The sequence below is a fragment of the Pedobacter paludis genome (assembly GCF_003173575.1).
Lineage (GTDB): Bacteria > Bacteroidota > Bacteroidia > Sphingobacteriales > Sphingobacteriaceae > Pedobacter > Pedobacter paludis.
Genome location: NZ_QGNY01000009.1, coordinates 40,363 through 62,042, shown reverse-complemented (window position 1 = coordinate 62,042; position 21,680 = coordinate 40,363). Strand labels below are relative to the sequence as shown.

Below are 21,680 nucleotides of genomic sequence, written 5' to 3'. Positions count from 1 at the left end.
GCTTCAGTCGAAAGGACGACGGATTTATTTTTAAACTATTTGAAAATATGCAAACCACTATACTTTATATCGGCCGAGATACAGAAATTACCATCGTCATGAACCGTCTGCTTAATGCCCGACCTGAATGGAAAGGGATTTGCGTATGCACTGACGAAGAAGCGGTTTCAATTTGTGAGGAGCAAAAAATCGATTTGGTTTTACTTGGAAACGGTATTGATCAAAATTGCGAAGAAGTTTTAAGAGCTAAACTATTATCCATTAAACCAAACTTGAAAATCATTCAGCATTATGGAGGTGGTAGCGGTTTGCTTTACGGAGAAATTATGGGTGCTTTAGGATAACCCATTGGAATGGCCGTTATTGCGAGGAACAAAGCTCCAAAGGAGTGACCATGTTACAATCCCACAACATTCGCTAATAGCATAAACCCATACTGGTAAGATTGTTTCGTGCCTCGCAATGACGAGACGGCTAACATTAATCGAAGTTGGGGTTTTGCTTTTCAAAATAATCCTGAAAATCCTGAAATCCTCTTAATCCTGCTCTAGCTGATATACTCCCTATCTTCATCGCTCAATTCTTTTTTATTAACCTGAGGATGGTTTTTTTCAATCTCATCGTCGTAACTACTAACTGTTTTTCTTGGTCGGCCAACGATAAAACCGATAATAAAACCAATTATAATACAAATTCCGATAACCAGTAATTTAGAAACGGCAACGGTTGTAACTAAGAAATCAAAATCGACTGGCTCAGTATTCACCATCAAAAATATAGTTAGCAATGCGGTTAGGATGATGATGAAAATGGTTTTTGTACTCATAATTTTAAAAGCTGTAGTTAAATGAAAACTCTAATATCGGGTTTTGATTGTAAATCTGGTTAACAAAAACAAGTCTTGCGCCAACATCAATAACAGGCTGATACCGCAAAAGGTTTAAACTACTATTTAATTCTACCCCATAAGTTTTAGGTTGGCTGATATTTGTATCGACACCTATGTTTTCGTAATGGCAAAATAATCCGGCCCTCAAATTTCTAACGTAGGCTAAGGAACCCAGTTCCCAATCCGGGAAAGCGAATGGGAAACGATAGTTAAATAACAAACTGTTTTCTAGCCTGCTTTTTGCAAGAATGTTATTGTAGCCATACACCGTAGCAATTTCCGTGGCGTATTGATTTACGCCGTTCGCTTTCTGGTAATTAAAACTAGCCAGAAAAGAATGGTTTTTTGCAACCCCTGGAAAATAAAGAAAACTTTCTAAAGCCAGAATTTCGCCTTTTAAGTTTTTATCAAATGGCTGATTGTCGTATGTAACCCTAAAAACCTGGGCCCATTTAGGAGCAATATCTCTCTCGGTTGTACGAACACTGTGGTTAAACGTAAAATTATACTCCATTGGAAATTTAAGCTTGGTAAGAAAGTTGCTGGGCATATTCTCAGCCATATAGCGTTGCGTTAAACTTGTTGCCACGTTTAGTGTGAAAGAATAATTGTGATTCAACGCACTAAAGGAAACCGGTACCGAGGCATTTAACTTGGTATAGTTCTCTCTCCAATCGCCTTGTTTTATGCCTGTTTTAGTGTTGTAGAAGGTTCTTTGTGGTCTGTTTCTATAAAGTATGCTCAAAACAGGATAAAGTGCCTTATAGCTCACATCTGCAGTGTATTCGAATCTGGCTAAATCTCGATGGTATTTTGCTCCAGTATAAAAATCCATCGTGTTAAGTAAATTGTTGGATTGAAGTTCGAGACCAAAAACATATTCATCATCAATCACCGGAATAAGGCTATGGAAGCTGAAAAGATTTAAACCTTGATGAAAGGGTTTCGATTCGAACTTATTTTCTGGAACCTTTTCAAAAACGTTGCCTATGTTTTCTTGCTTTTCTGCAGATGAAGCAAAATCTACAAATTCGTTTTTCCCGATATTGGTTTCTGAGAAATTTTTCTCGCTGATTTCATAACCGTTTAATTTGTAATCGTTAAAAGTGATTTTTCCGTCCTGCGTTTCCGTTGGATTAAAAGCGCCGTATTTTGAGTCGCTTAGAGCGCTTATTTTTTTAGAAGCGACGTCAACGTCGTAAATGTTATCGATTCCGTTGTAGTGCGCATTAAAAGCGATTTTAGAGCCAATAAAAATCGGGCGAGTTAATTGCTGTCTCGTATCTGGTATAAGCTGTGTTTTTTTTACACCATCAATTAGCCATAGGCTTTTTCCTTTTTCACTAAGGCTGATGTAGGCAATTTTATTTCCCCAACTATCAAAGCTCGGAGTTTGAAGAATATGGTTTTCGAGATTTGGATAGGTTTTCAAAATTTGACCGGTAGCGGTTTCAATTTCTACCAGGTTAAACTGATTGCTCAAATCTACTTTCACTGCTACCAATTTTTTTCCATCGCCAGAAAGGCTTGGAGAAAAGAGGCGACTTTTACTGCTTAATTTTCTGAACTTTTTTGTTTTAAAATTGTACGAACAGATTACACTATAACTTCGCTGTTTGTATCTCGGATCGTAACGGATTTCATCCCAAACCAACACATCGTTTTTTAGACTAAACCAAGGCTGTTCCTGATAGCCGATTCCAAACAATTTTTGCTCTGTTTTGTCTGCATTGATGATCACAAAATATCTGGCATCCTGCTTGCTTTCTTTGAGCGCTAAAACCTGATTTTTGTTTAGCCTTGCTGGAAGAAAATAGGTGGTTGCCAATTCTGCTTTTGCATTTAAACTTTCATAATTTTCAGATGGTGATTTCTGATCCTGTACCTTCCATTTTTCCTCGAGCTTGGTTTGGGTAGAGAGGAAATAATTCTTTGTGTTTTTGCCTGTAAATTTTTTAAGGCTTTGTGAAAATGGATAAAGTCTGGCAGGCCGTTTTCTGATGTCTCCGAGTAAGCTGTCAGATATAAATTTGCCATATTTTTCTTTCATGTCTGCAACCATTAAATATCCGGTTTGGTAATAGCCTGGAGTTACATCTTTGTTCGATCCAAAATAGGCTTTGCTGTAAGAGAATTTTTTGCCCTCCAAAATTGAAGCTCGAAATGGCATGATCCAATTTGGTTGTCTGCCTCGTCCCGAATAGGTCAAAGCTGTCTCGTTAACAACGGCATCTCCCTCAAAAAACCAAGTTGGAATTCCCGCACCGAAATAGGCAAAGTAAACCAGCTCTGGAAAAGGGTGTGCTTGAGCTCCTGTCAATTTGTCAAACTGAGCAACGTGCCTAAGTTCATGTACAGCGAGGTTGTTTAGCCAGTCTTGACTGTCGAAATATTGTGGTGGTGTAGCATAGAATTCTGACTTCTTTGGTGCAAGCTGAACAAAGCCATTTGCGATGGTTCCACGGTTTTGAAGAACCAGCGGAATTGAGGTTTTTTGTTGCCTTAAGCCAAGCCCCACTTTGGGGTATATATAGGGTAGGGTATTGGCCATTCTTTGAGCATCTTTTTCCAGCTCTGCGGGATAAATGATTTTGAAGCCACCAGCGTTAATGTAGTTCCATTTTACACTAAGTGGGTTCTGCTCCGTGCTGAATATTTGCCCAAAAACCGATAGTGAAATAAAACTTAATGTAATCAGGCTTAAGTATCTGATAAATTGATATTTGTATTGTATATGTTTATTCATTTAAATTGTTTGCTAAATTATTTAGTTTTTTAGTTTTTGAGCGATTCTGTTTAAGTAGATTTATTATTTATTTGCAATAATTTATTAATTTGAATTTCAGTGTATTATGGTTTTTATATAAAATTGGTTAAACTGCTTTTTTGTGGATTTTAAACTCGTGAATAACTTGCTATTTTAATACTAATCACGTTTTTGGATTGCAGAATTAATACGGCTTTAATGTACACTAATAAATTGATTTTCTTCGAAAATTTTCACTCCAATTTTGAATGATGCATGAAGTTTATAAATATATTTCCCTTAGAAATGGGTTCAAATTGATGCGAGAAATAAGTTTTTAAGGATGAATTTTTGATCCATAAATTGCTCTAAATTCGAATTGAATTAACAATTTTTTAGCGTTGAAAATGATGCAGGTTTAATCAAATTAATTACAGGCTTTACTCTATTTTATAGGTTCGAAATTGAGCTTTGTTATGAAGTTATTTTGCCTGTTTTACGATTTTAATTCTTTTGCATTTAAATTTAGAATTTGTAGTAAATGACATAATGGCGTTTATTTTTAATTTCAATTTTATTCAATAATCCCACAGGAAGTTGAAGATTCAACTTGAATATTTAATAACAATTTCTTTGAATTACTACTTTTTTGAGCGTATGATTTGGTAGATTTTAGTCCTATTAGGAGCCTAAAATTTCTAAATTCTTATGGCATTTTTCAATTTTTTGTATGTATGATCCATAATTTATACCTCTTTTAAGGCGTTTTTTTACTCCTAAAATGGCATTTTTAGACACTACTTGATTAAAAATTATTTTAATCTGTTTTTATCGTAACTTTTTTTAAAAATACAGACTATTAGCTTTATCGGTATTTAAAGGCTGTTTTTGAGACTTTTGTAGGATGAAAGAACAAAAACCGTTTCTTCTTTATATTTAATAAATTCATTCTGTTAAAAGGTTGTTTTGGGATTAAATAAGTTTTTTTTTAGTTGAAATATGATGTATTCAGTTAAAATCTCATTTCAGTTTTGGTTAAATATGCGCCTATTTTAGTGGATTCTAGAGGCAATCTTCCGCTCATACAACCAACGATTTAATTTAAATTTGGGCTAGTATCTAAGGAGTAACCGTGAAAAATCGAGGCTCCATCTAAGGGAAATTATTAAAGAAAATGGTGAATTCTTTGAAAGAAATTTGGCGTTAAACCTTGGATGCTTGTTCGGTTTGAGTTGTTAAATCTGCTCGTTTGAGCTTCGATTATCCTCCCAAATTAGAGCTGATTTTTTCTCTTTTTATAGATGGGATAAAGGAAAATTGTAGTGAGAATAATGGTTGCTCCGAGGTAAAAACCGCCAGTCATTTGTTCCTTGTTTTTAAAGAAAATGAAGGCCAAAATAATTCCATAAACGGGTTCTAAATTGGTAACCAAAGCCACGCGAAAAGCAGATAAAGTCCGCATTACAGATACGCCGGCAACATAGGCGACAGAGGTGCAAAACGTTCCTAAAATAGCGAGAAAAACCCAGTCATTCGTACTTAAATTAAAGTGCATATTCAGTAAGGATCCATCGTATAAACGATATAAAGTGATCCAAAATAAACCTCCAACAAGTTCATAAAAACCGATGATTGAAGCTTCACTTTTATGAATAAAAGTTGAGTTTATGGTAGAGAAAAGGCTGGCCGCAAAGGCCGCTAAAAGTCCAAAAATTATACCTAAAGTGTATTGTCCTTCGAATTTAAAAATCATATAAATCCCTAATATGATAATCAAACCGACTAAAATATCGCCAAAATGAATGGGCTGTTTTTTGATTAAAGGTTCTAATATTGCCGTAAATAAAGTGAAGGATGAAAGGCAAACCAAGGTTACAGAAACTGTAGAAACCTTAATGGCATGGAAGAAAAAGATCCAGTGTATGGCTACTATTCCTCCGGTTAGAAAGAACTGAATGAATTGCTTTTTGCTTATTTTAATGTTCGTTTTAGTGATGAAAAAATATGCAAAAAGAGTTGAGGTTGCAATCAAAACCCTATACCAAACCATTGGAACGGCATCAATGGAAATAACTTTGCCTAGAACGCCTGTAAACCCCCAAATTAGAACGGTAAGATGAAGTATGATAAGATTTTTTTTATTTGCCTCCATTATTTTGGTGCCCTTTTTAATAGGTATAAACCCAAAAGACCAAAGAAAATAGTTGGCGCCAATACGGCTATAAATGGCGGTAATCCACCTTTGGTAGAGAACATCTGAGTAAATTGGTTAAATACAATGTATGCAAAGCTCAGAAAGATTCCAATTCCCAAAGATACGCCAACGCCTCCACGAACCTTTCTAGAGGATAGGGCTACGCCAATTAAAGTTAATACAAACGCAGATAATGGATGTAAATAACGTTTATATTGCTCGAACATTAAATCATTCATTATTCCTGTTCCACGCGTTCTTTCTTTTCTGATTTTCTCTGCAAGTTCTTTTGTTGTTAAGTTTTGTACAACATTATCGTAGGCAGAAAAATCATCAGGACGCATATCCAAAATCGTATCCTTAAGCTTTCCATTTCCGTAAATCATAGATTCTTTGAGCCCATCAATTTTACGGATAGAATAATTCGATAATTGCCATTTACGCTTTAAAGAATCCCATTTTATGTTATCTGAAACAATCTTTTTTGTTAAAACATCTCCGTTGAAGTTATCCAGTGAAAATCTATATCCAGAGTTGGTCTTATTGTCGAAACTTTCTATGTAGATATAAGTTTTATCATCCAGTTTCATGTGGATATTCTGTTTTGTAGAGGGATCGTTTCGCTTTACATAAGTATTCTCAAAGTTGTTTTTAAGGGTATTTGTATATGGGAGTATATACAGATTTGAAACTAAATTGGCCGAAAATATAATTGTCGCAGAAACCAGATAAGGAAATAAAAAACGATTAAAACTTACGCCTCCGCTTAAAATGGGTACAATTTCGGTTTGATCGGCCATTTTTGCCGTAAAGAAAATTACGGCAATAAAGTTGATCAGCGGAGAAAGCATATTTACATAAAAAGGTATCGAACCTGCATAATACTTGGTCAAAATGCCCCAAAAGCTTAATCCGCTACTCAAAAAATCATCCAGCTTTTCCGATAAATCAAAAACAACAATAATAATTACAAAAATTGCCAGGGTATAAATAAATGTACCTAAGTATTTTCCGATTATATATCGGTCGATAATTTTAATGTTCCCCTTGATTATGTTCATGTTATAGCTTATTCCCTAGTACTTTAACCATTTTATTTTTCCACTCGTAGAATTCTCCAGCTAATATTTTTTCTCTAGCCTGTTTAACCAACCAAAGGTAAAAATGTAAATTATGGAGCGTTGCAATTTGTGCGCCAAGCATTTCATTACTGTGAACCAAATGCCTTAAATAGGCTTTGCTGGTAACCAAATCGACATGTAAATCGCTTTCAGCATCTAATGGAGAAAAGTCATCTTCCCACTTTTTGTTTCTAATATTAATGATGCCGTTTCTGGTAAACAACATCCCGTTTCTTGCATTTCTTGTTGGCATTACACAGTCAAACATATCTACTCCAAGTGCAATATTCTCCAAAATATTAATTGGAGTACCAACGCCCATTAAATAACGTGGTTTTTCGTAAGGTAATATATCGCAAACTACTTCCGTCATCGCGTACATTTCTTCTGCAGGCTCGCCAACAGATAATCCACCGATAGCATTTCCCTCGCGGTTCATACTTGCGATAAATTCTGCCGACTTCATTCTAAGGTCTTTATAAACAGAACCTTGAACGATTGGAAAAAGGGTTTGATCGAAACCATATTTGGGCTCAGTGGTATCAAATCGAGTGCAACAACGCTTTAACCAGCGATGCGTCATCTTGATTGAGTTGGCAGCGTAAGCATAATCGCATGGATAAGGTGTGCATTCATCAAACGCCATGATAATATCAGCACCAATAGTACGCTGAATATCCATTGCATATTCTGGTGTAAAGAGGTGTTTTGAACCATCGATGTGCGAATGAAAGGTAACACCTTCTTCTTTAATTTTACGAACCTTACTTAAAGAATACACTTGATAGCCACCACTATCTGTTAAAATTGGCCTATCCCAACCAATAAATTTGTGTAATCCACCGGCGCTTTCTAAAATATCAAGGCCTGGTCTCAAATATAAATGGTAAGTGTTGCCAAGGATAATTTTGGCATCAATATCATCCTTAAGTTCTCGTTGGTGTACAGCTTTAACGGTTCCGGCAGTTCCTACAGGCATAAAAATAGGGGTCTGGATTTCGCCATGGGCAGTTGTAATGGTTCCTGCTCTGGCTTTGGAAAGCGGATCGTTAGATTGTAAACTAAATTTCATTTGTTGTTATATATTTTTTCCATCTTTTAATGGAGCTTCCATGGTATTAATCATGAATGGTTAATATGGTATTTTATCTCGTCGAAAATCTGCCAAAAATAGCAAAAATTGAGGGCATATTTTTGTTTAATTTTTTATCAACATAAAAGGGTATTACAGATTAAAAATGAGAAATTTGCGCCTATTTATTTTACCATCGTGATCTTAACTCTACCCGAAATTTGTTTGCTTGCAACCTTGGCATTTTGCTTCATGGTTCAACTATATTTTAGCTTATTTGTTCATTTAAAGCTTGCATTAGCTGTTATTAAAGTCGTTCCAGAGCCAGTTAATACAGCATTAAGTGTAATTATCTGTGCAAGAAACGAAAGGGAAAATTTACAGAAGTTTCTGCCATCAATTTTTAACCAGGATTACCCCAACTTCGAAGTTATAGTAGTTAACGATCGTTCTTGGGATGGTACAGCTGATGTTTTGGAACAGCTTGAAAAAGAATATGCTAATTTAAAAGTAGTAACCGTAAGTGATGGTAGTAAATTTATAGCTGGTAAAAAGTTTGCTGTTACAATGGGAATCAAGGCTGCAAGCCACGATTGGTTGGTATTTACTGATGCCGATTGCGAACCGGTTTCCAATAACTGGCTCAAATTTATGCAACAACCGGCTGATGATCAAATGGAAATTGTGCTTGGATACTCACCATATTTTAAAAAGAGAGGATTGTTAAATGCATTAATCCGTTTTGAAACTTTTTTTACCGCAGTCAATTATCTTGCATATGCCTTAAAAGGAATGCCATACATGGGCGTAGGCAGAAACATGGCCTATAAAAAATCTTTGTTTTTTAGGAATAAGGGCTTTGCCGCACATATGCATATTCCTTCTGGTGATGATGATTTATTTGTAAATGCCAATGCAAATAGTAGAAATACAGAAATTAGACTTAACAAAGATTCTTATGTGTGGAGCGAACCGAAAACATCTTTTATAACTTATTTAAGGCAAAAGAAAAGACATTTTGGAGCGGGAAAATTATATAAACCTAAACATAAGTTCATTTTATCTACCCAAATTATCGTTCAATTTTTATTCTACGTGTTATTAATTGGCTTAATTTGCCTACCAACAACGCGTTATTATGCCTTTGGTATTTTTGGTTTAAGTTTATTAATTCGGAGCTTTATTTATCAAAGGTTACTTAAAAGACTTAGTTATGGAGATTTGAGATGGTGGTTTCCGATACTTGATGTACTTTTATTTGTTTTTTTAGTGTTTAATGGCATTCTGTCTATCTTTGTAAAGAAAGTAAACTGGAAATAATTCCACATCCGCAAAAGCGGAAATTAATTTTATCAATGTTATGTCTGAAGTTAAGCCCGATATCGTTTTAAAATATTTTCCCAATTTAACCGAAAAGCAAATTGCTCAGTTTGCACAACTTTTCGATTTATATAGTTTTTGGAATGCCCAAATCAATGTAATATCAAGAAAGGATATAGAAGAACTGTACGAAAGGCACGTTCTGCACTCTTTAGGGATAGCGAAAGTATGTACATTTAAACCTGGCGAAAATGTTTTGGACGTAGGTACGGGTGGTGGATTTCCGGGGATTCCATTAGCGATTTTGTTTCCAGAAACTGATTTTCATCTGGTAGATTCTATCGGAAAAAAGATTAAAGTTGTTAAGGAAGTGGCTTCTGCCTTAGGTTTGGAAAACTTAAAGGCCGATCATTTAAGAGCAGAACAGATTAAAGGTAAGTTTAATTTTATCGTTTCTAGAGCGGTTACTCGATTGGGCGAGTTTTACCCTTGGATACAAGGAAAGTTCAAAAAGGATGCTATAAATGCCATTCCGAATGGGATTTTGTATTTGAAAGGCGGCGATTTAGAAGAAGAGATTAAGGAATCAAAACTGAAAGCAGAACTTTATCCGCTTTCAGCTTATTTTGAGGAAGATTTCTTTGAAACCAAATATGTGGTTTACGTACCACAATAATCTGACCTATTGTTTCTTTGTTGGTTCTTCAATAATTACAACTTCCGGTTTGCTCTTTATTGGAGTAATTGTTAAAGATTGAACTTTTGTTTTTGGCTTACTTTTCGAATTAGGATATCCGGTAACGGTAACCAACTTTATTTCTTTGTTTTTTGAGGAAAGAGATGGATCGCCATAAATGGTTTTCGAATTCTTGTTTATGGTTCCCTCATTAGGAATCGGATCACCATATATTATCTCGCTATCATTGTTTTTATTCGATTTTGGTTCAACTGGAGGTGGAGGCGGTATCCTTTTGATATCCTCTATTACCAGTGGTGGAGGAAGTTTTTTTCCATCTTTTTTAACAATTGGAGGAGGGAAACGAACCTGATCTACCTTCGATTTTGATAGGTTTTTTGTTCTTGGGCGTGGCTCAATTGGAGGCGGAGGGGGAAGTTTTTTCTTATCCGCTTTCTTCTTAATTGTATCTTGAACGGCAATGCTCAACATCTCTTTTTTAGCACCAATTTCTATTGTTCCATAGCTTTTTGTAAAAGCCATAGTGGATAAACATAACATCCCGCCGATAAGTGGAAGCATAAATAACAACCTGAGCCTTGCCCAATTTGCAGATTTCTTTTGATTTAGCATACTGATTCTGTTTTTTAAAATAGATGAATTAAATATTTGGTTAGTAAGTGAAAAATTTTGATTACCATAAGAGTTCTGAATCAGAAATACCGCGTAATCGTATTTGGGAATATCCTGAAGTGTGGTTTCTTCATCAGCTAAATATTCATGAATTAATTTGATGTCGTTTTTTATAAAATAAATGATCGGGTTAAACCAACTGGTAATTTGTATAATTTCGAATAAGAGGATATCTAAACTATGTTTCTGCTTAATATGAACCATTTCATGCTTCAAAACCGTATTTTTTTGGGGTATTTCTGGATCGATGAACAGACAATTGAAAAATGAAAAGGCCCTTTTTGAATTGGGGATTTCGATCAATAAGATTCCATTTTGCCTAGCTTTTTCCGAGCTTTTGATCAGGTTTTTAAGATGTAGCAATCCCCAAACCATCTTTGACATGAAAATGAGACATACTAGAAAATAGGCTAGCATGCAGATGTTTTCGATGTTAAGCCATGATTGCTTTTGTTGAATTTCAACAAAGCCAGAATAACCTATAACCACTATTTCCCTTTTTAAATATCCGATCTGCAAAAAGGGAAGTGTAAAAGCAATGGTTGATGTGGCTATTAAATAATATCGATTTAATGCATAAAAGGTTTCTTTATGCAAGAACACTCTGTAAAATCCATAAAATATAATCAGGTACAGATTGGCTTCGAGTAAATAATATATCCCGTTCATTATTTATCTTTTTTTAGTTTTTCTGCCAATTGGATAATTTCATTCAGTTCTTCTTTCGTTAAACTTTTTTCCTTTACAAGAAAAGAAACCAAGCTTTCATAAGAATTTTCAAAGTAATTATTCATCACCTTATCAAATGCAAAACGCTTATAATCAGTTTCTTTTACAATGGGGAAGTAGATATACGTGTTTCCAATTGCTTTGTGGTCTATAAATCCCTTGCCTTCTAACACTCTAATCACAGTTGATACTGTATTATATGCGGGTTTGGGCGCTTTCATTTTTTCAATTACATCTTTAACCAAGCCTTCGCCCATTTCCCAAAGGATAAGCATAACCTGTTCTTCTGCTTTTGTAAGTTCTTTTACCATGTTAACTATTTTTATAGTTTGCTTAATTGAAGTTACGACTATATTTATAGTTTGCAAACTATTTTTGTAGTTTATTTATAAATATCTGTAAATCAGATTATTATTTTTTATTTAAATTTTTGGACATAAAAAAAACCTGTCGGATTAGGACAGGTTTAGCTTTAAATTATGCGTGAATTAATTTTTCATAATCATTTTATCTTTAAGCGTTTTTTGTAGGCCAGTCTGGCGATCGATGTTTTTAACAATTTCTAAAACTGCACCGGCCGCATCGCTAAAAAATGGCTTGGTGATGGTGGAATATTCGTCTGTTGCTTTATGATAATCTTTATGATCCTCTACACCAAAATATAAAAAGGGGATATTTTTGGCGTTGAATGCACCCTGATCACTCTGATTGGTCCAATCGTCATGACCAAGTTTAGGATCGTCGTGACCAAATAAAACCTTAATATTTGGATTATTATTAACAACGTATTTTTTTAAATCGGGATATTTAAAGGTTCCACAAACATATAGTTCGGCCTTATCGCTATGGCTGATCATATCCATATTTAAATCGATGGAAATTGTGTTAATGGGTACCGGAGGATTTGATACAAACGCTTTTGCACCCTGTAAACCCATTTCTTCCGCATCAAAAGAAGCGAAGATAATTGTATTGTTTGGTTTATTTTTAGCAAAGTAGGCTGCAATTTTTAACAAACCTGCAGTGCCCGAAGCATTATCATCCGCACCATTAAAAACTTCGTCTTTAATTACGCCTAAATGGTCATAATGTGCAGAAACAACAATTACATTATTGCCCTTTCCAGGGATGTATCCAATAATATTTGTTCCGTTAACATCTGCATTTCTTGATTTGAACTTGAAATCTTGAGCGTAATTGACGTGTTGCGGATAAGACTTTAATCCAAGTTTTTGAAAGCGCTCTATAATATAAGCCCTTGCCATTTCTGCACCTTTTGTTCCGGTTTTTCTTCCCTGATAGGCATCAGAAGACAAAACTTCAATATCTTTTAACAGCTGGGTATCTAGTTTGGCAGATGCTGTTGAATTTTGGTTTTTGACTGATGAACAGCAACTTAGCATCAGGGCAAATGGCACGATATATAATATTTTCATTTTGGTGAAATTTAATTCTAAAGATATTAATTATTGGGATATTGATTATCCAGTTTTATGAACAATCTATAATCATCGATAGGTTTAAACTAAAAAGGGGATGAGCTTATCGCACATCCCCTTAGTTTGAATCCAGACCTAAATCTGAATATCTTTTTATTAATATCTATATGTATCTGCCTTGAAAGGACCTTCTACCGGAACACCGATATAATCAGCCTGGTGCTGATCCAATACATCTAACTCTACACCGATTTTTTCTAAGTGCAAACGGGCAACTTTTTCATCTAAATGCTTAGGCAAGGTATAAACCTTGTTTTCATAAGCAGCAGCATTAGTCCAAAGTTCCAACTGAGCCAAAGTCTGGTTTGTAAACGAGTTACTCATTACAAAACTTGGGTGTCCAGTTGCACAGCCTAAGTTAACCAATCGGCCTTCAGCCAAAATGATTAAATCTTTACCGTCAATCGTATATTTATCAACCTGTGGTTTGATCTCAACTTTGGTATCGCCATAGTTTCCGTTTAACCACGCCATATCGATTTCGTTGTCGAAGTGACCGATGTTACAAACGATCGCTTTATCTTTTAATGCTCTAAAATGCTGTTCGCGAACGATATCACAGTTGCCTGTTGTTGTTACAACGATATCAGCTTCTTTAATTGCAGTAGCCAGTTTTTTAACTTCGTAACCTTCCATTGCAGCCTGTAAAGCACAGATTGGATCGATTTCGGTAACAATTACACGTACACCCTGTGAGCTTAAAGATTCTGCAGAACCTTTACCCACATCACCATATCCACAAACAACAGCAACTTTACCGGCCATCATTACGTCTGTAGCACGGCGGATTGCGTCAACAAGTGATTCGCGACAGCCGTATTTGTTATCGAACTTAGATTTAGTTACCGAATCGTTAACGTTGATTGCAGGTGTGTGCAATGTTCCGTTTTTCATTCTTTCGTACAAACGGTGAACACCGGTTGTAGTTTCTTCAGATAATCCTTTTATTGCAGCAATAAGCTCTGGATATCTGTCGAAAACCATATTGGTCAAATCGCCACCATCATCTAAAATCATGTTAAGAGGCTGTTGCTCTGGGCCAAAATGTAAAGTCTGCTCAATGCACCAGTCGAATTCTTCCTCGTTTAAGCCTTTCCATGCATAAACCTGAATACCTGCAGCAGCAATTGCAGCGGCAGCATGATCCTGAGTAGAAAAAATATTGCATGACGACCAGGTAACTTCAGCACCCAAAGCCGTTAATGTTTCGATTAATACAGCCGTTTGGATAGTCATATGCAGACAGCCTGCAATACGGGCACCTTTTAACGGTTGCGTTGGACCGAATTCTTTACGTAAACTCATTAAGCCCGGCATTTCTGCTTCGGCCAATTCGATTTCTTTACGGCCCCATTCTGCCAGTGAAATGTCCTTAACTTTGTAAGGAATGTAAGTTGTCTCTACTGATGACATAATTTATTGTTTTAAATGTGATGCAAAGTTACGGCATAGCTTTGTGAAAGCCAAATAATTAAAAGAGCAGGCTGGTTTGGGTAGTGTAAAATAATCACTTGAAAGCTTTTACCCTGAATCTTGATTATTTAAATTCAAAGAAATCTAAAGCATAAAAAAAGCCTCTCATTGCTGAAAGGCTTTAGTATTCCTGAAAAGTGGAAGCTTTCAGGGACGCGACAAATATAGTGTTTTTCCTTAAATGTTAAAGCATTGCCTGTAAATACATCAAGTATGGATATAATGCAAGAATTGCTCGAGGGTGCAACTAATTTCAAATCGAAAAATAAAACTTTGATTTTCAGTTATTTATTTCATAAATTGTTTAAACCAAATTAAACAATTATGAAATCAGTTAAACACATGCTTGATACTAAGCAAGCCAGAATAATCTCTGTAGCAGAAAATGTTTCTGTGTTGGATGCCTTAAAAGTAATGACTGATAAAAACATCAGTGCGGTTTTGGTCATGGAAAATGAAAAACTCTTGGGTATTTTTACGGAACGGGATTATGCTAGGAAAATAATTCTTCAGGGCAAATCATCAAAAGATACTTTGATTAATGAAGTAATGACGGCCAACCTAATTACCATTAGCTTAAGAGACACTATCGATTATTGCATGGAATTGATGACAGAAAAACACATTCGGCATTTACCAATTGTAGAAAATAACGAGGTAAAAGGAATGGTTTCGATCGGGGATGTAGTGAAATTTATTATCGCAGATCAGAAACAAACCATTTCTCAGTTAGAAAGCTACATCAGTGGTTAGACAAACTTATCTACCAAAAAAACACCCAATAAACCTGAATTCTATTTAGCTGTAAGGCTTGTTGTTTGAAAATCTTTGGTCAAAACTGATTTGTCTATATTTGGTTCACGCAATTTTGCTATGCCAAGCTCGAAAGCTATTTTGGAAGTTTTTGGTTTTGCCAAAGCCGCAATATGTCTAACCGTGGTATTTAATATCTTCAGTGCAGAAAAAAATTGTCTATCAGAGTTATAAATATATGGCAGATTTCTAACAGCGCTTAAATATTCCTGGTTAGATTTTTCGCTATAAAAGAACTGTAACCTGTCTAAGGTCATTAGTTTTTCGGTTACCACTGCTAATGCCTCGTTAGAAGCAGTAATTCCATTAATAGAAACTACGTTATTTTCCTTTACAACAAATTTAACACCTTCAAATAAAACGGTGTGGGTACCAGGTCTGTTAAAAATATATTCAGATTGTGGAAGTGAGCTTATTTTGGGTGCTTTAGTTTTTATAAGCGACTTATTGAAGGTATACCTCGCATCTCGCAATTTAGCGATGGCATCTGTTCCATTTACTTGATTAACAATAGGGGTAACATTCTGAGCAAAAACAGAATAACTTAACCCCGACAAAATAAATGTTACAATGTATAGCGCCCTTTTCATATAGCAAAGCTAAGGTTAACTTTGCTATATTCCAATAATTTGTATCAGTAATACTACGATTTTAGAAGATTTTTGTCAAATTCTTATTGATAATAATCAACTTATCAAGCTTTATTTAAAATAAGATACACACATGAACTATTTCCACCTCCATTCTCCTGCAATGGTTAACGGTTCTTTTAAATTTTGCGATTCTAAAAAAGCTCTTAATTCTTCTTCACCTTGAACACCAACAGGAATTTTTGGTGTATTGGCCAAAGCATAAGTAAGCATAGCACTGAAGCGGACAGTATTTTTAAGCTCTTGCTCATCTACCAATTTAAATGAGTCTCCATCTGAGTGGTAGTAAGGACCAGAATTATTAGGTAGTTTCCCGCCAAAGCCACCGCCTGTCGGTATTCCTTCTAACATAAAGGGTTGATGATCACTATGTAATCCAGCCCCAGCATTAAATAAATTTTTAAATCCGGTATCGATTTTAACTATGTCCGCACCCCAAGAAGTGAATAAATCTTTCATTTCTGATCTCGAAGTGGAGAAACCTTTGGGATCGTTGGTCATATCATAATTAAGCATAAACTTAACCTGACTTAAATTTCCTTCTTTTTTAGCATGATCGATATAAGCTTTAGATCCTAGTAAGCCTTGTTCTTCACCCATGAACAAAACAAATTCTACCGTTCGTTTGGTTTTTAAGTTTAGTTTTTTAAAGGTACGAGCCATGTCCATAACAGCGAAAGAGCCTATTCCATTATCTATTGCTCCGGTTGCCAAATCCCAGCTATCCAAGTGTCCACCTACTACAATTTTATCTTTCGGTAGCTCCGTACCTTTAAATGTTGCCACAACATTTCTAGCTTTGATCATCCCGGAGAAATTCGTCATAGCGATGTGGACGACTTGAACTTGAGATTTTAGTTTCTCTTTCAATGCCATTCCATCTTCTAAGCCAATACACACAGCTGGAATTGGGATTAATTTGCCAGTAACTGATGCTGTTCCCGTTAGTAAAACACCATCTTTCACGGTATTGATTATAATTACACCTTTTGCACCATACTTTGTGGCAATAGCTGTTTTTTCTGATCGATGCAAGGATTTTGTTCCGGCGGGAGAGCCAGCTAAAACGCCCAAATAAATTAATGCAATTTTACCTTTGATTTTTTCTGGATTTATCTGATAGTCACTTTCCAAACCATTTCCAACATCAACAATTTCCCCTGTAAGATCTGCACTAACAGGAGAATGCGCAAGTGTTACCGCTTTCATTTTAGCTAAGCTATTTTGATTTGGCCCAATTTCTACACTGATTGTTTTTCTGCTCCAGCTTTCTACTTCAAAGGGTTGAAATTTAACCTCACAGCCGTAGGATTTTAATAAATCATACGCATATTGCTCTGCTTTAGCTCCATTTGGAGAGCCTGTTAAACGGTGGCCAATGGTTTCGGTTTCATATTTAAGGGTTTGATATGCTTTAGAATTCTGTTGAACATCTGAATTTATTTTATTAAAAACATCGCCAAATTTATCTTGGGCATTCGCAAGGGAAACGGAGCAAATAATAAGCGCAGTGAAAAAGTATTTCATTTATGAATTGTTTATGTGCTGAAAGTACAAATTTAGATAGAGATTAAATCTGCTGTAACGTATATTTTGCTCAGCAATTTTGAAATTGCTAACCTAGTTTTTAGGCAGCTACTTCTCTTAAATCAACCGCTACTACTCTAGAAACGCCTTGTTCTACCATCGTAACTCCATAGATAATATCGGTACTTGCAATGGTTCTTTTATTGTGAGATACAATAATGAACTGAGACTGATCAGAAAATTTGCGAATGATGTTGTTGAATTTATCAATATTGGTATCATCCAATGGCGCATCAACCTCATCGAAAATACAGAAAGGTGCAGGTTTTAAAAGATAAAGTGAAAATAGTAGTGCAGTAGCCGTAAGTGTTTTTTCTCCTCCTGATAACTGATTGATGGATAATGGTCTTTTGCCTTTTGGTCGGGCAATGATATCGATATCCGCTTCCAATGGATTGTTTATATCGGAAAGGATTAAATCACAACTGTCTTCTTCATTGAACAGAGAGCGAAATACAACAATAAAATGTTCACGTGCCTGAGTAAAAGCCTGCATAAATTTATCTTTTGCCGTATCATCTATTTCCTTGATCGTTTGTAAAAGGTCGGTTTTGGCAGCGTTAAGATCTTTTTTCTGGTTTTGAATAAAGGTGTAACGGTCTTCCATTTCTTTAAAGGCTTCCATCGCCATAGAATTAATTGCGCCAAATTCATCCAACTGGCGTTTCATTTTTTCTACTTTCTGTCTCAGATCGAATTCGCTCTCTAGTGCTTCAATTTCAGTTTCTGTGTCTAAAAGATCGTTTATGTCGATGTTAAATTCTACCGCCAAACGTTCCTTAAGAGCATTTAGATCAATTTTTAACGCATTCTTTTTATCTTTTATTTCAGTTAGAACAAAATCTGTTTCTTCTCTGTTTTTTCGGATATTGGTTAGGCTATTTTCAACCTCGTTTATATTTCCCTTACTGCTAAAATAGGCCTGTTCTACCTCAGCTAAGCCTTTTTCCATTTCCTCACGCTGCTGATACATCTCTAAAAGCGTATCATCGTTTAAATCTGTGTGTTGTAGTGTTTCGGTAATCTGCGTTAATGCTTCTTGAAGTTCTTTTTCATTTTGAACAATCCGCTTATTAAGCGCTTCCTCCTGAACGAAACGGTAATCTAGATCTTTCTCAAGGCTGGATAATTTATTCTGTTGCTGATGAAAACGAATATTATCCTGATTGTATTTCCCAGCGCTATCATTAACCTGTGTTGCAATTTCTTGGTAATTAAGTTGTTGCTCCTGCAAATTTACATGCGCCTCTTGCTGGTCCTTTTGCATGGAAACGAGTGCAGGAAGTTTCTCAGATAAAGCTTTTTCAATAGATATAATTTTTTGGGCGATATCTGCCTTTCTGTTTTCGCTTTTGGTAATAAATTCGTGATATTGATCTCGACGAGTTTGTACCGAAATATGTTCGTTGTTTAAACGATTCAGTTCTTGCTGAAAGGTGTTGATCTGATTGATTTTTGATGATTCCTTCAGATTAAAGATTCGATCTGTTTCAGTCTGAATTGCCGTATTGTATTGATTTATTAACGTTTCTGAAGCCTTAATTTCTTTTGCCAGATTTTCTAAATTCTTAGCTCTGCCGATTCTTTTACCTTCAAATAAACCTACTGAGCCACCCGCCAATGTGAATTTGGTTTGCGCATACTTTCCATTTTTGGCTAAAATGGTTAAGCTTTCAGTTGGCGTTTCTTTAAACAGGTTTTCTTGCTCAGCAACTGCGATGTATACGTTCTGAAGAAGTAAATTGCAAAGATTTTGATATTTTTTATCAACTTCTATAACGGATAAAGCAGATATTAAGCCCTCGTGATTGCCTAAAACAGGGTTTTTATCTGGAATATTTTCTAGAATAAAAAAGTTTGCCCGCCCACGACTGGCATCCGTTAAAAGATTAATTGCTTGCACCGCATCTGCATATTGATCTACCACATAATGGTTCATTACAGGCTCTAGATAATTTTCTATGGCAATTCGGTAATCCTCATTACAGAATAAAATATCAGATAGGAGCAGGGCACTTTTTGCAAATGCACTATTTTTTTTCAGAAATCGAATCGATTCTGGAAAACCTTCCAAACTATCTACCAAAGATTTTGTAAGGTTATATTCGTTTTGCTTAGCGTCTTTTTTACGGTTTTCTATGGTAAGCTTTTCCTTACTCGAACTTAGGTTTAACTCCGATTCTGCAAGTTTTTGTTTGATAATTTCTTCTGCCTCAGTAAGTTGATTAATATTGGTTAGCTTTTCTCTAATCTGAATATCCAGTTCTGCCAGGGCATGATCAAATGCTTTTAACTCAAGCGTTTTTGTCTCGGTATCATCAACATTTCTGTTGGTTTCCTGTATTAAAGCATCTTTCTGGATGTTTAGAATATCGATTTCCTTTTGCGATTGGTAAACCTGGTTTTGTAGATCGTTAACCGATTTCACTAAATTATCCGTTCGGTTTTTTTCGGTCTGTTGCTGTTCGCGTAACGTATCTAGGGTCGTTTTAAGCGATTTAAGATCAGACTCTAAACGATTAAAAACCTCTGTTTCGGTTAAAACTTCCTCGTTTAAACGTTTAATATTGTATTTGATGTGGTTGATCTGATTTCTATCTTTCTCCAGTTCGCCAGATAAACGCGTTTCCTTTTCCTGGAGAAAACGCATTTGCTCATTCTTAACTTTCTTTTCGCTCTCATAAGCACGAATTTTAGAAACAAACTCGTTAGTTGCTTTTTGCTGTATAGATAGGTTTTTTTCCTGATTAATACTTTCTAACTTAAGTTTTTGCAATTCAGCTTCTTGGGTATCAATCTTAGTGCTCAACTCCGTTCTAAAAACCTGTTGCGTTTGCTCTTGGGTTTCAAGTGCGCCTAAATCGGTACGGAAAAAAGCAATTCTATGTGTTGCCAACTGAACGCTTAGTTCTCGGTATTGCTCTTTTAATTTATAATAACGTTCGGCTTTTCTGGCTTGATTTTCAAGTGTTTTTAAGTTTTTCTCTATCTCAAAAAGTAAATCTTCAACACGTTCTAAATCGGCTTCCGTATCTTTTAGTTTGTTAAAAGTCTGTTTTTTACGCAGTTTGTATTTAGAAATTCCTGATGCTTCCTCAAATAACGACCTACGACTGTGTTCTTTGTTCGTTATAATTTCATCAACCATTTTCAGCTCGATGATCGAATAACTATCAGAACCAATTCCGGTATCGAGAAATAAATCAGTTATGTCTTTTAAACGGCATTGAATATCATTTAAACGATATTCACTATCTCCATTCCGATATAATTTTCTGGTCACTGTAACCTGAGAATAGGCCGTAGGGAGAATGTTTTTTGTGTTGTCGAAACTTAAAGAAACTTCTGCTAATTGCGCTTGTTTCCGATTTTTTGTTCCGTTGAAAATGATGTTTTCCATCTTTTCCGATCGAAGCGCTTTAGTACTCTGTTCGCCTAAAACCCACCGCATTGCATCAATTACATTCGATTTTCCGCAACCATTGGGGCCAACAATAGCCGTAACTCCCTCATTAAAATTGATGGTCACTTTGTCGCCAAAGCTCTTAAATCCTTTAATTTCTAATCGAGTAAGTTGCATGGTTTTTTATCGGGAGAACCGACTCCAATAATAAGGATTATTTTGGGGTTTTTCAAGAGCCTCACCCAATGAAAGTTATTGGTTAAGCAAAACCTGTAGCCTCCCTCTCCTTGAAGAGAGGGTTTTTTGGTTGGGTACTTTAAACCCAGCGGTTCAAACCACAACATATTGTTTTCCACTTTTGAAAGGAGGGAAGAGCCCAAGTTAACAATAGCATTTAGCTTTGATAGGGTGAGTTTTTTTAGAGACCTCACCCTTTGAAAGGTAGTGGTTAGGGAAAACCTGTAACTTCCCTCTCCTTGAAGAGAGGGTTTTAGGGTTGGTTGCTTTAAACCCAGCGGTTCTAACCAACAGCATATTGTTTCCCTCTCTTGAAGGAGAGGGATAGCGCAAAGTTTAAATAGCTTCAAACTTTGATAGGGTGAGGGTTTTTAACGACCTCACCCTTTGAAAGTTATTGGTTTTGCAAAACCTGTAACCTCCCTCTCCTTGAAGAGAGGGTTTTGGGTTTGTACTTTAAACCCAGTGGTTCAAACCACAGCATATAGACCTCATCCTTTAAAAGGTACTGGTTAGGGGAAACCTGTAACTTCCCCCTCCTTGAAGAGAGGGTTTTGGTTTGTACTTTAAACCCATCG

The 21,680-nt window shown here is 35.7% G+C and carries 16 protein-coding genes; 4 read left to right on the top strand and 12 right to left on the bottom strand.

Annotation, left to right across the window (positions count from 1 at the left end; translation table 11 throughout):
- Positions 1 to 47: 47 nt before the first annotated feature.
- Positions 48 to 344 carry a response regulator gene (locus tag DF947_RS20235; protein WP_109932401.1) on the top strand — a complete coding sequence of 99 codons (297 nt, stop codon included), beginning with the start codon at positions 48 to 50 and terminating at the stop codon, positions 342 to 344.
- A gap of 203 nt (positions 345 to 547) precedes the next feature.
- On the opposite strand, the gene DF947_RS20230 is transcribed toward DF947_RS20235, so the two are convergent.
- The 5 genes from DF947_RS20230 to tgt all read right to left on the bottom strand — a co-directional run bounded on the left by DF947_RS20230 (position 548) and on the right by tgt (position 8,022).
- Entirely contained in the window at positions 548 to 826 is a 279-nt protein-coding gene (locus tag DF947_RS20230) for a lipopolysaccharide assembly protein LapA domain-containing protein (protein ID WP_109932399.1), read from the bottom strand.
- 4 nt (positions 827 to 830) lie between these two features.
- Complete coding sequence (locus DF947_RS20225) at positions 831 to 3,635, bottom strand: hypothetical protein (RefSeq protein ID WP_109932397.1); 2,805 nt, start codon at positions 3,633 to 3,635, stop codon at positions 831 to 833.
- Positions 3,636 to 4,908: 1,273 nt separating this feature from the next.
- On the bottom strand, positions 4,909 to 5,787 hold the full coding sequence (locus tag DF947_RS20220) for a DMT family transporter (RefSeq protein ID WP_109932395.1): 879 nt from the start codon (positions 5,785 to 5,787) through the stop codon (positions 4,909 to 4,911).
- Complete coding sequence (locus DF947_RS20215) at positions 5,787 to 6,890, bottom strand: LptF/LptG family permease (RefSeq protein ID WP_109932393.1); 1,104 nt, start codon at positions 6,888 to 6,890, stop codon at positions 5,787 to 5,789. The genes DF947_RS20220 and DF947_RS20215 overlap by 1 nt, the downstream gene beginning before the upstream one ends.
- Position 6,891: 1 nt before the next feature.
- Complete coding sequence (tgt, locus tag DF947_RS20210; protein WP_109932391.1) at positions 6,892 to 8,022, bottom strand: tRNA guanosine(34) transglycosylase Tgt; 1,131 nt, start codon at positions 8,020 to 8,022, stop codon at positions 6,892 to 6,894.
- 252 nt (positions 8,023 to 8,274) lie between these two features.
- On the opposite strand from tgt, the gene DF947_RS20205 reads away from it, so the two are divergent.
- On the top strand, positions 8,275 to 9,342 hold the full coding sequence (locus DF947_RS20205; protein WP_109932605.1) for a glycosyltransferase: 1,068 nt from the start codon (positions 8,275 to 8,277) through the stop codon (positions 9,340 to 9,342).
- Between the two features lie 40 nt (positions 9,343 to 9,382).
- Positions 9,383 to 10,018 (top strand): 16S rRNA (guanine(527)-N(7))-methyltransferase RsmG, encoded by a 636-nt coding sequence (gene rsmG, locus DF947_RS20200; protein WP_109932389.1) that lies wholly within the window; start codon positions 9,383 to 9,385, stop codon positions 10,016 to 10,018.
- Positions 10,019 to 10,024: 6 nt separating this feature from the next.
- Here the strand turns inward: rsmG and DF947_RS20195 are convergent, their stop codons facing one another.
- The 4 genes from DF947_RS20195 to ahcY form a co-directional block, all read right to left on the bottom strand.
- Positions 10,025 to 11,380, bottom strand: coding sequence for a M56 family metallopeptidase (locus DF947_RS20195; RefSeq protein ID WP_109932387.1), 1,356 nt, complete (start codon positions 11,378 to 11,380; stop codon positions 10,025 to 10,027).
- Positions 11,380 to 11,751, bottom strand: a complete 372-nt coding sequence (locus DF947_RS20190) for a BlaI/MecI/CopY family transcriptional regulator (protein ID WP_109932385.1) — start codon at positions 11,749 to 11,751, stop codon at positions 11,380 to 11,382. Before DF947_RS20190 ends, DF947_RS20195 begins: the two co-directional genes overlap by 1 nt.
- A 177-nt stretch (positions 11,752 to 11,928) precedes the next feature.
- Positions 11,929 to 12,876: a M28 family peptidase gene (locus DF947_RS20185; RefSeq protein ID WP_109932383.1), complete on the bottom strand. Its 948-nt coding sequence runs from the start codon at positions 12,874 to 12,876 to the stop codon at positions 11,929 to 11,931.
- A 159-nt stretch (positions 12,877 to 13,035) separates the two neighbouring features.
- Entirely contained in the window at positions 13,036 to 14,352 is a 1,317-nt protein-coding gene (ahcY, locus tag DF947_RS20180; protein WP_109932381.1) for an adenosylhomocysteinase, read from the bottom strand.
- Positions 14,353 to 14,736: 384 nt separating this feature from the next.
- On the opposite strand from ahcY, the gene DF947_RS20175 reads away from it, so the two are divergent.
- On the top strand, positions 14,737 to 15,165 hold the full coding sequence (locus DF947_RS20175; protein WP_109932379.1) for a CBS domain-containing protein: 429 nt from the start codon (positions 14,737 to 14,739) through the stop codon (positions 15,163 to 15,165).
- A gap of 41 nt (positions 15,166 to 15,206) precedes the next feature.
- On the opposite strand, the gene DF947_RS20170 is transcribed toward DF947_RS20175, so the two are convergent.
- From DF947_RS20170 to smc, 3 genes are all read right to left on the bottom strand, one after another.
- A complete protein-coding gene (locus DF947_RS20170) occupies positions 15,207 to 15,815 on the bottom strand; it encodes a hypothetical protein (RefSeq protein ID WP_109932377.1) in 609 nt (202 codons plus the stop codon).
- Between the two features lie 138 nt (positions 15,816 to 15,953).
- Positions 15,954 to 17,402 (bottom strand): M20/M25/M40 family metallo-hydrolase, encoded by a 1,449-nt coding sequence (locus tag DF947_RS20165; protein WP_109932375.1) that lies wholly within the window; start codon positions 17,400 to 17,402, stop codon positions 15,954 to 15,956.
- A gap of 100 nt (positions 17,403 to 17,502) precedes the next feature.
- Positions 17,503 to 21,042, bottom strand: a complete 3,540-nt coding sequence (smc, locus tag DF947_RS20160) for a chromosome segregation protein SMC (protein ID WP_109932373.1) — start codon at positions 21,040 to 21,042, stop codon at positions 17,503 to 17,505.
- Between the last annotated feature and the right edge of the window lie 638 nt (positions 21,043 to 21,680).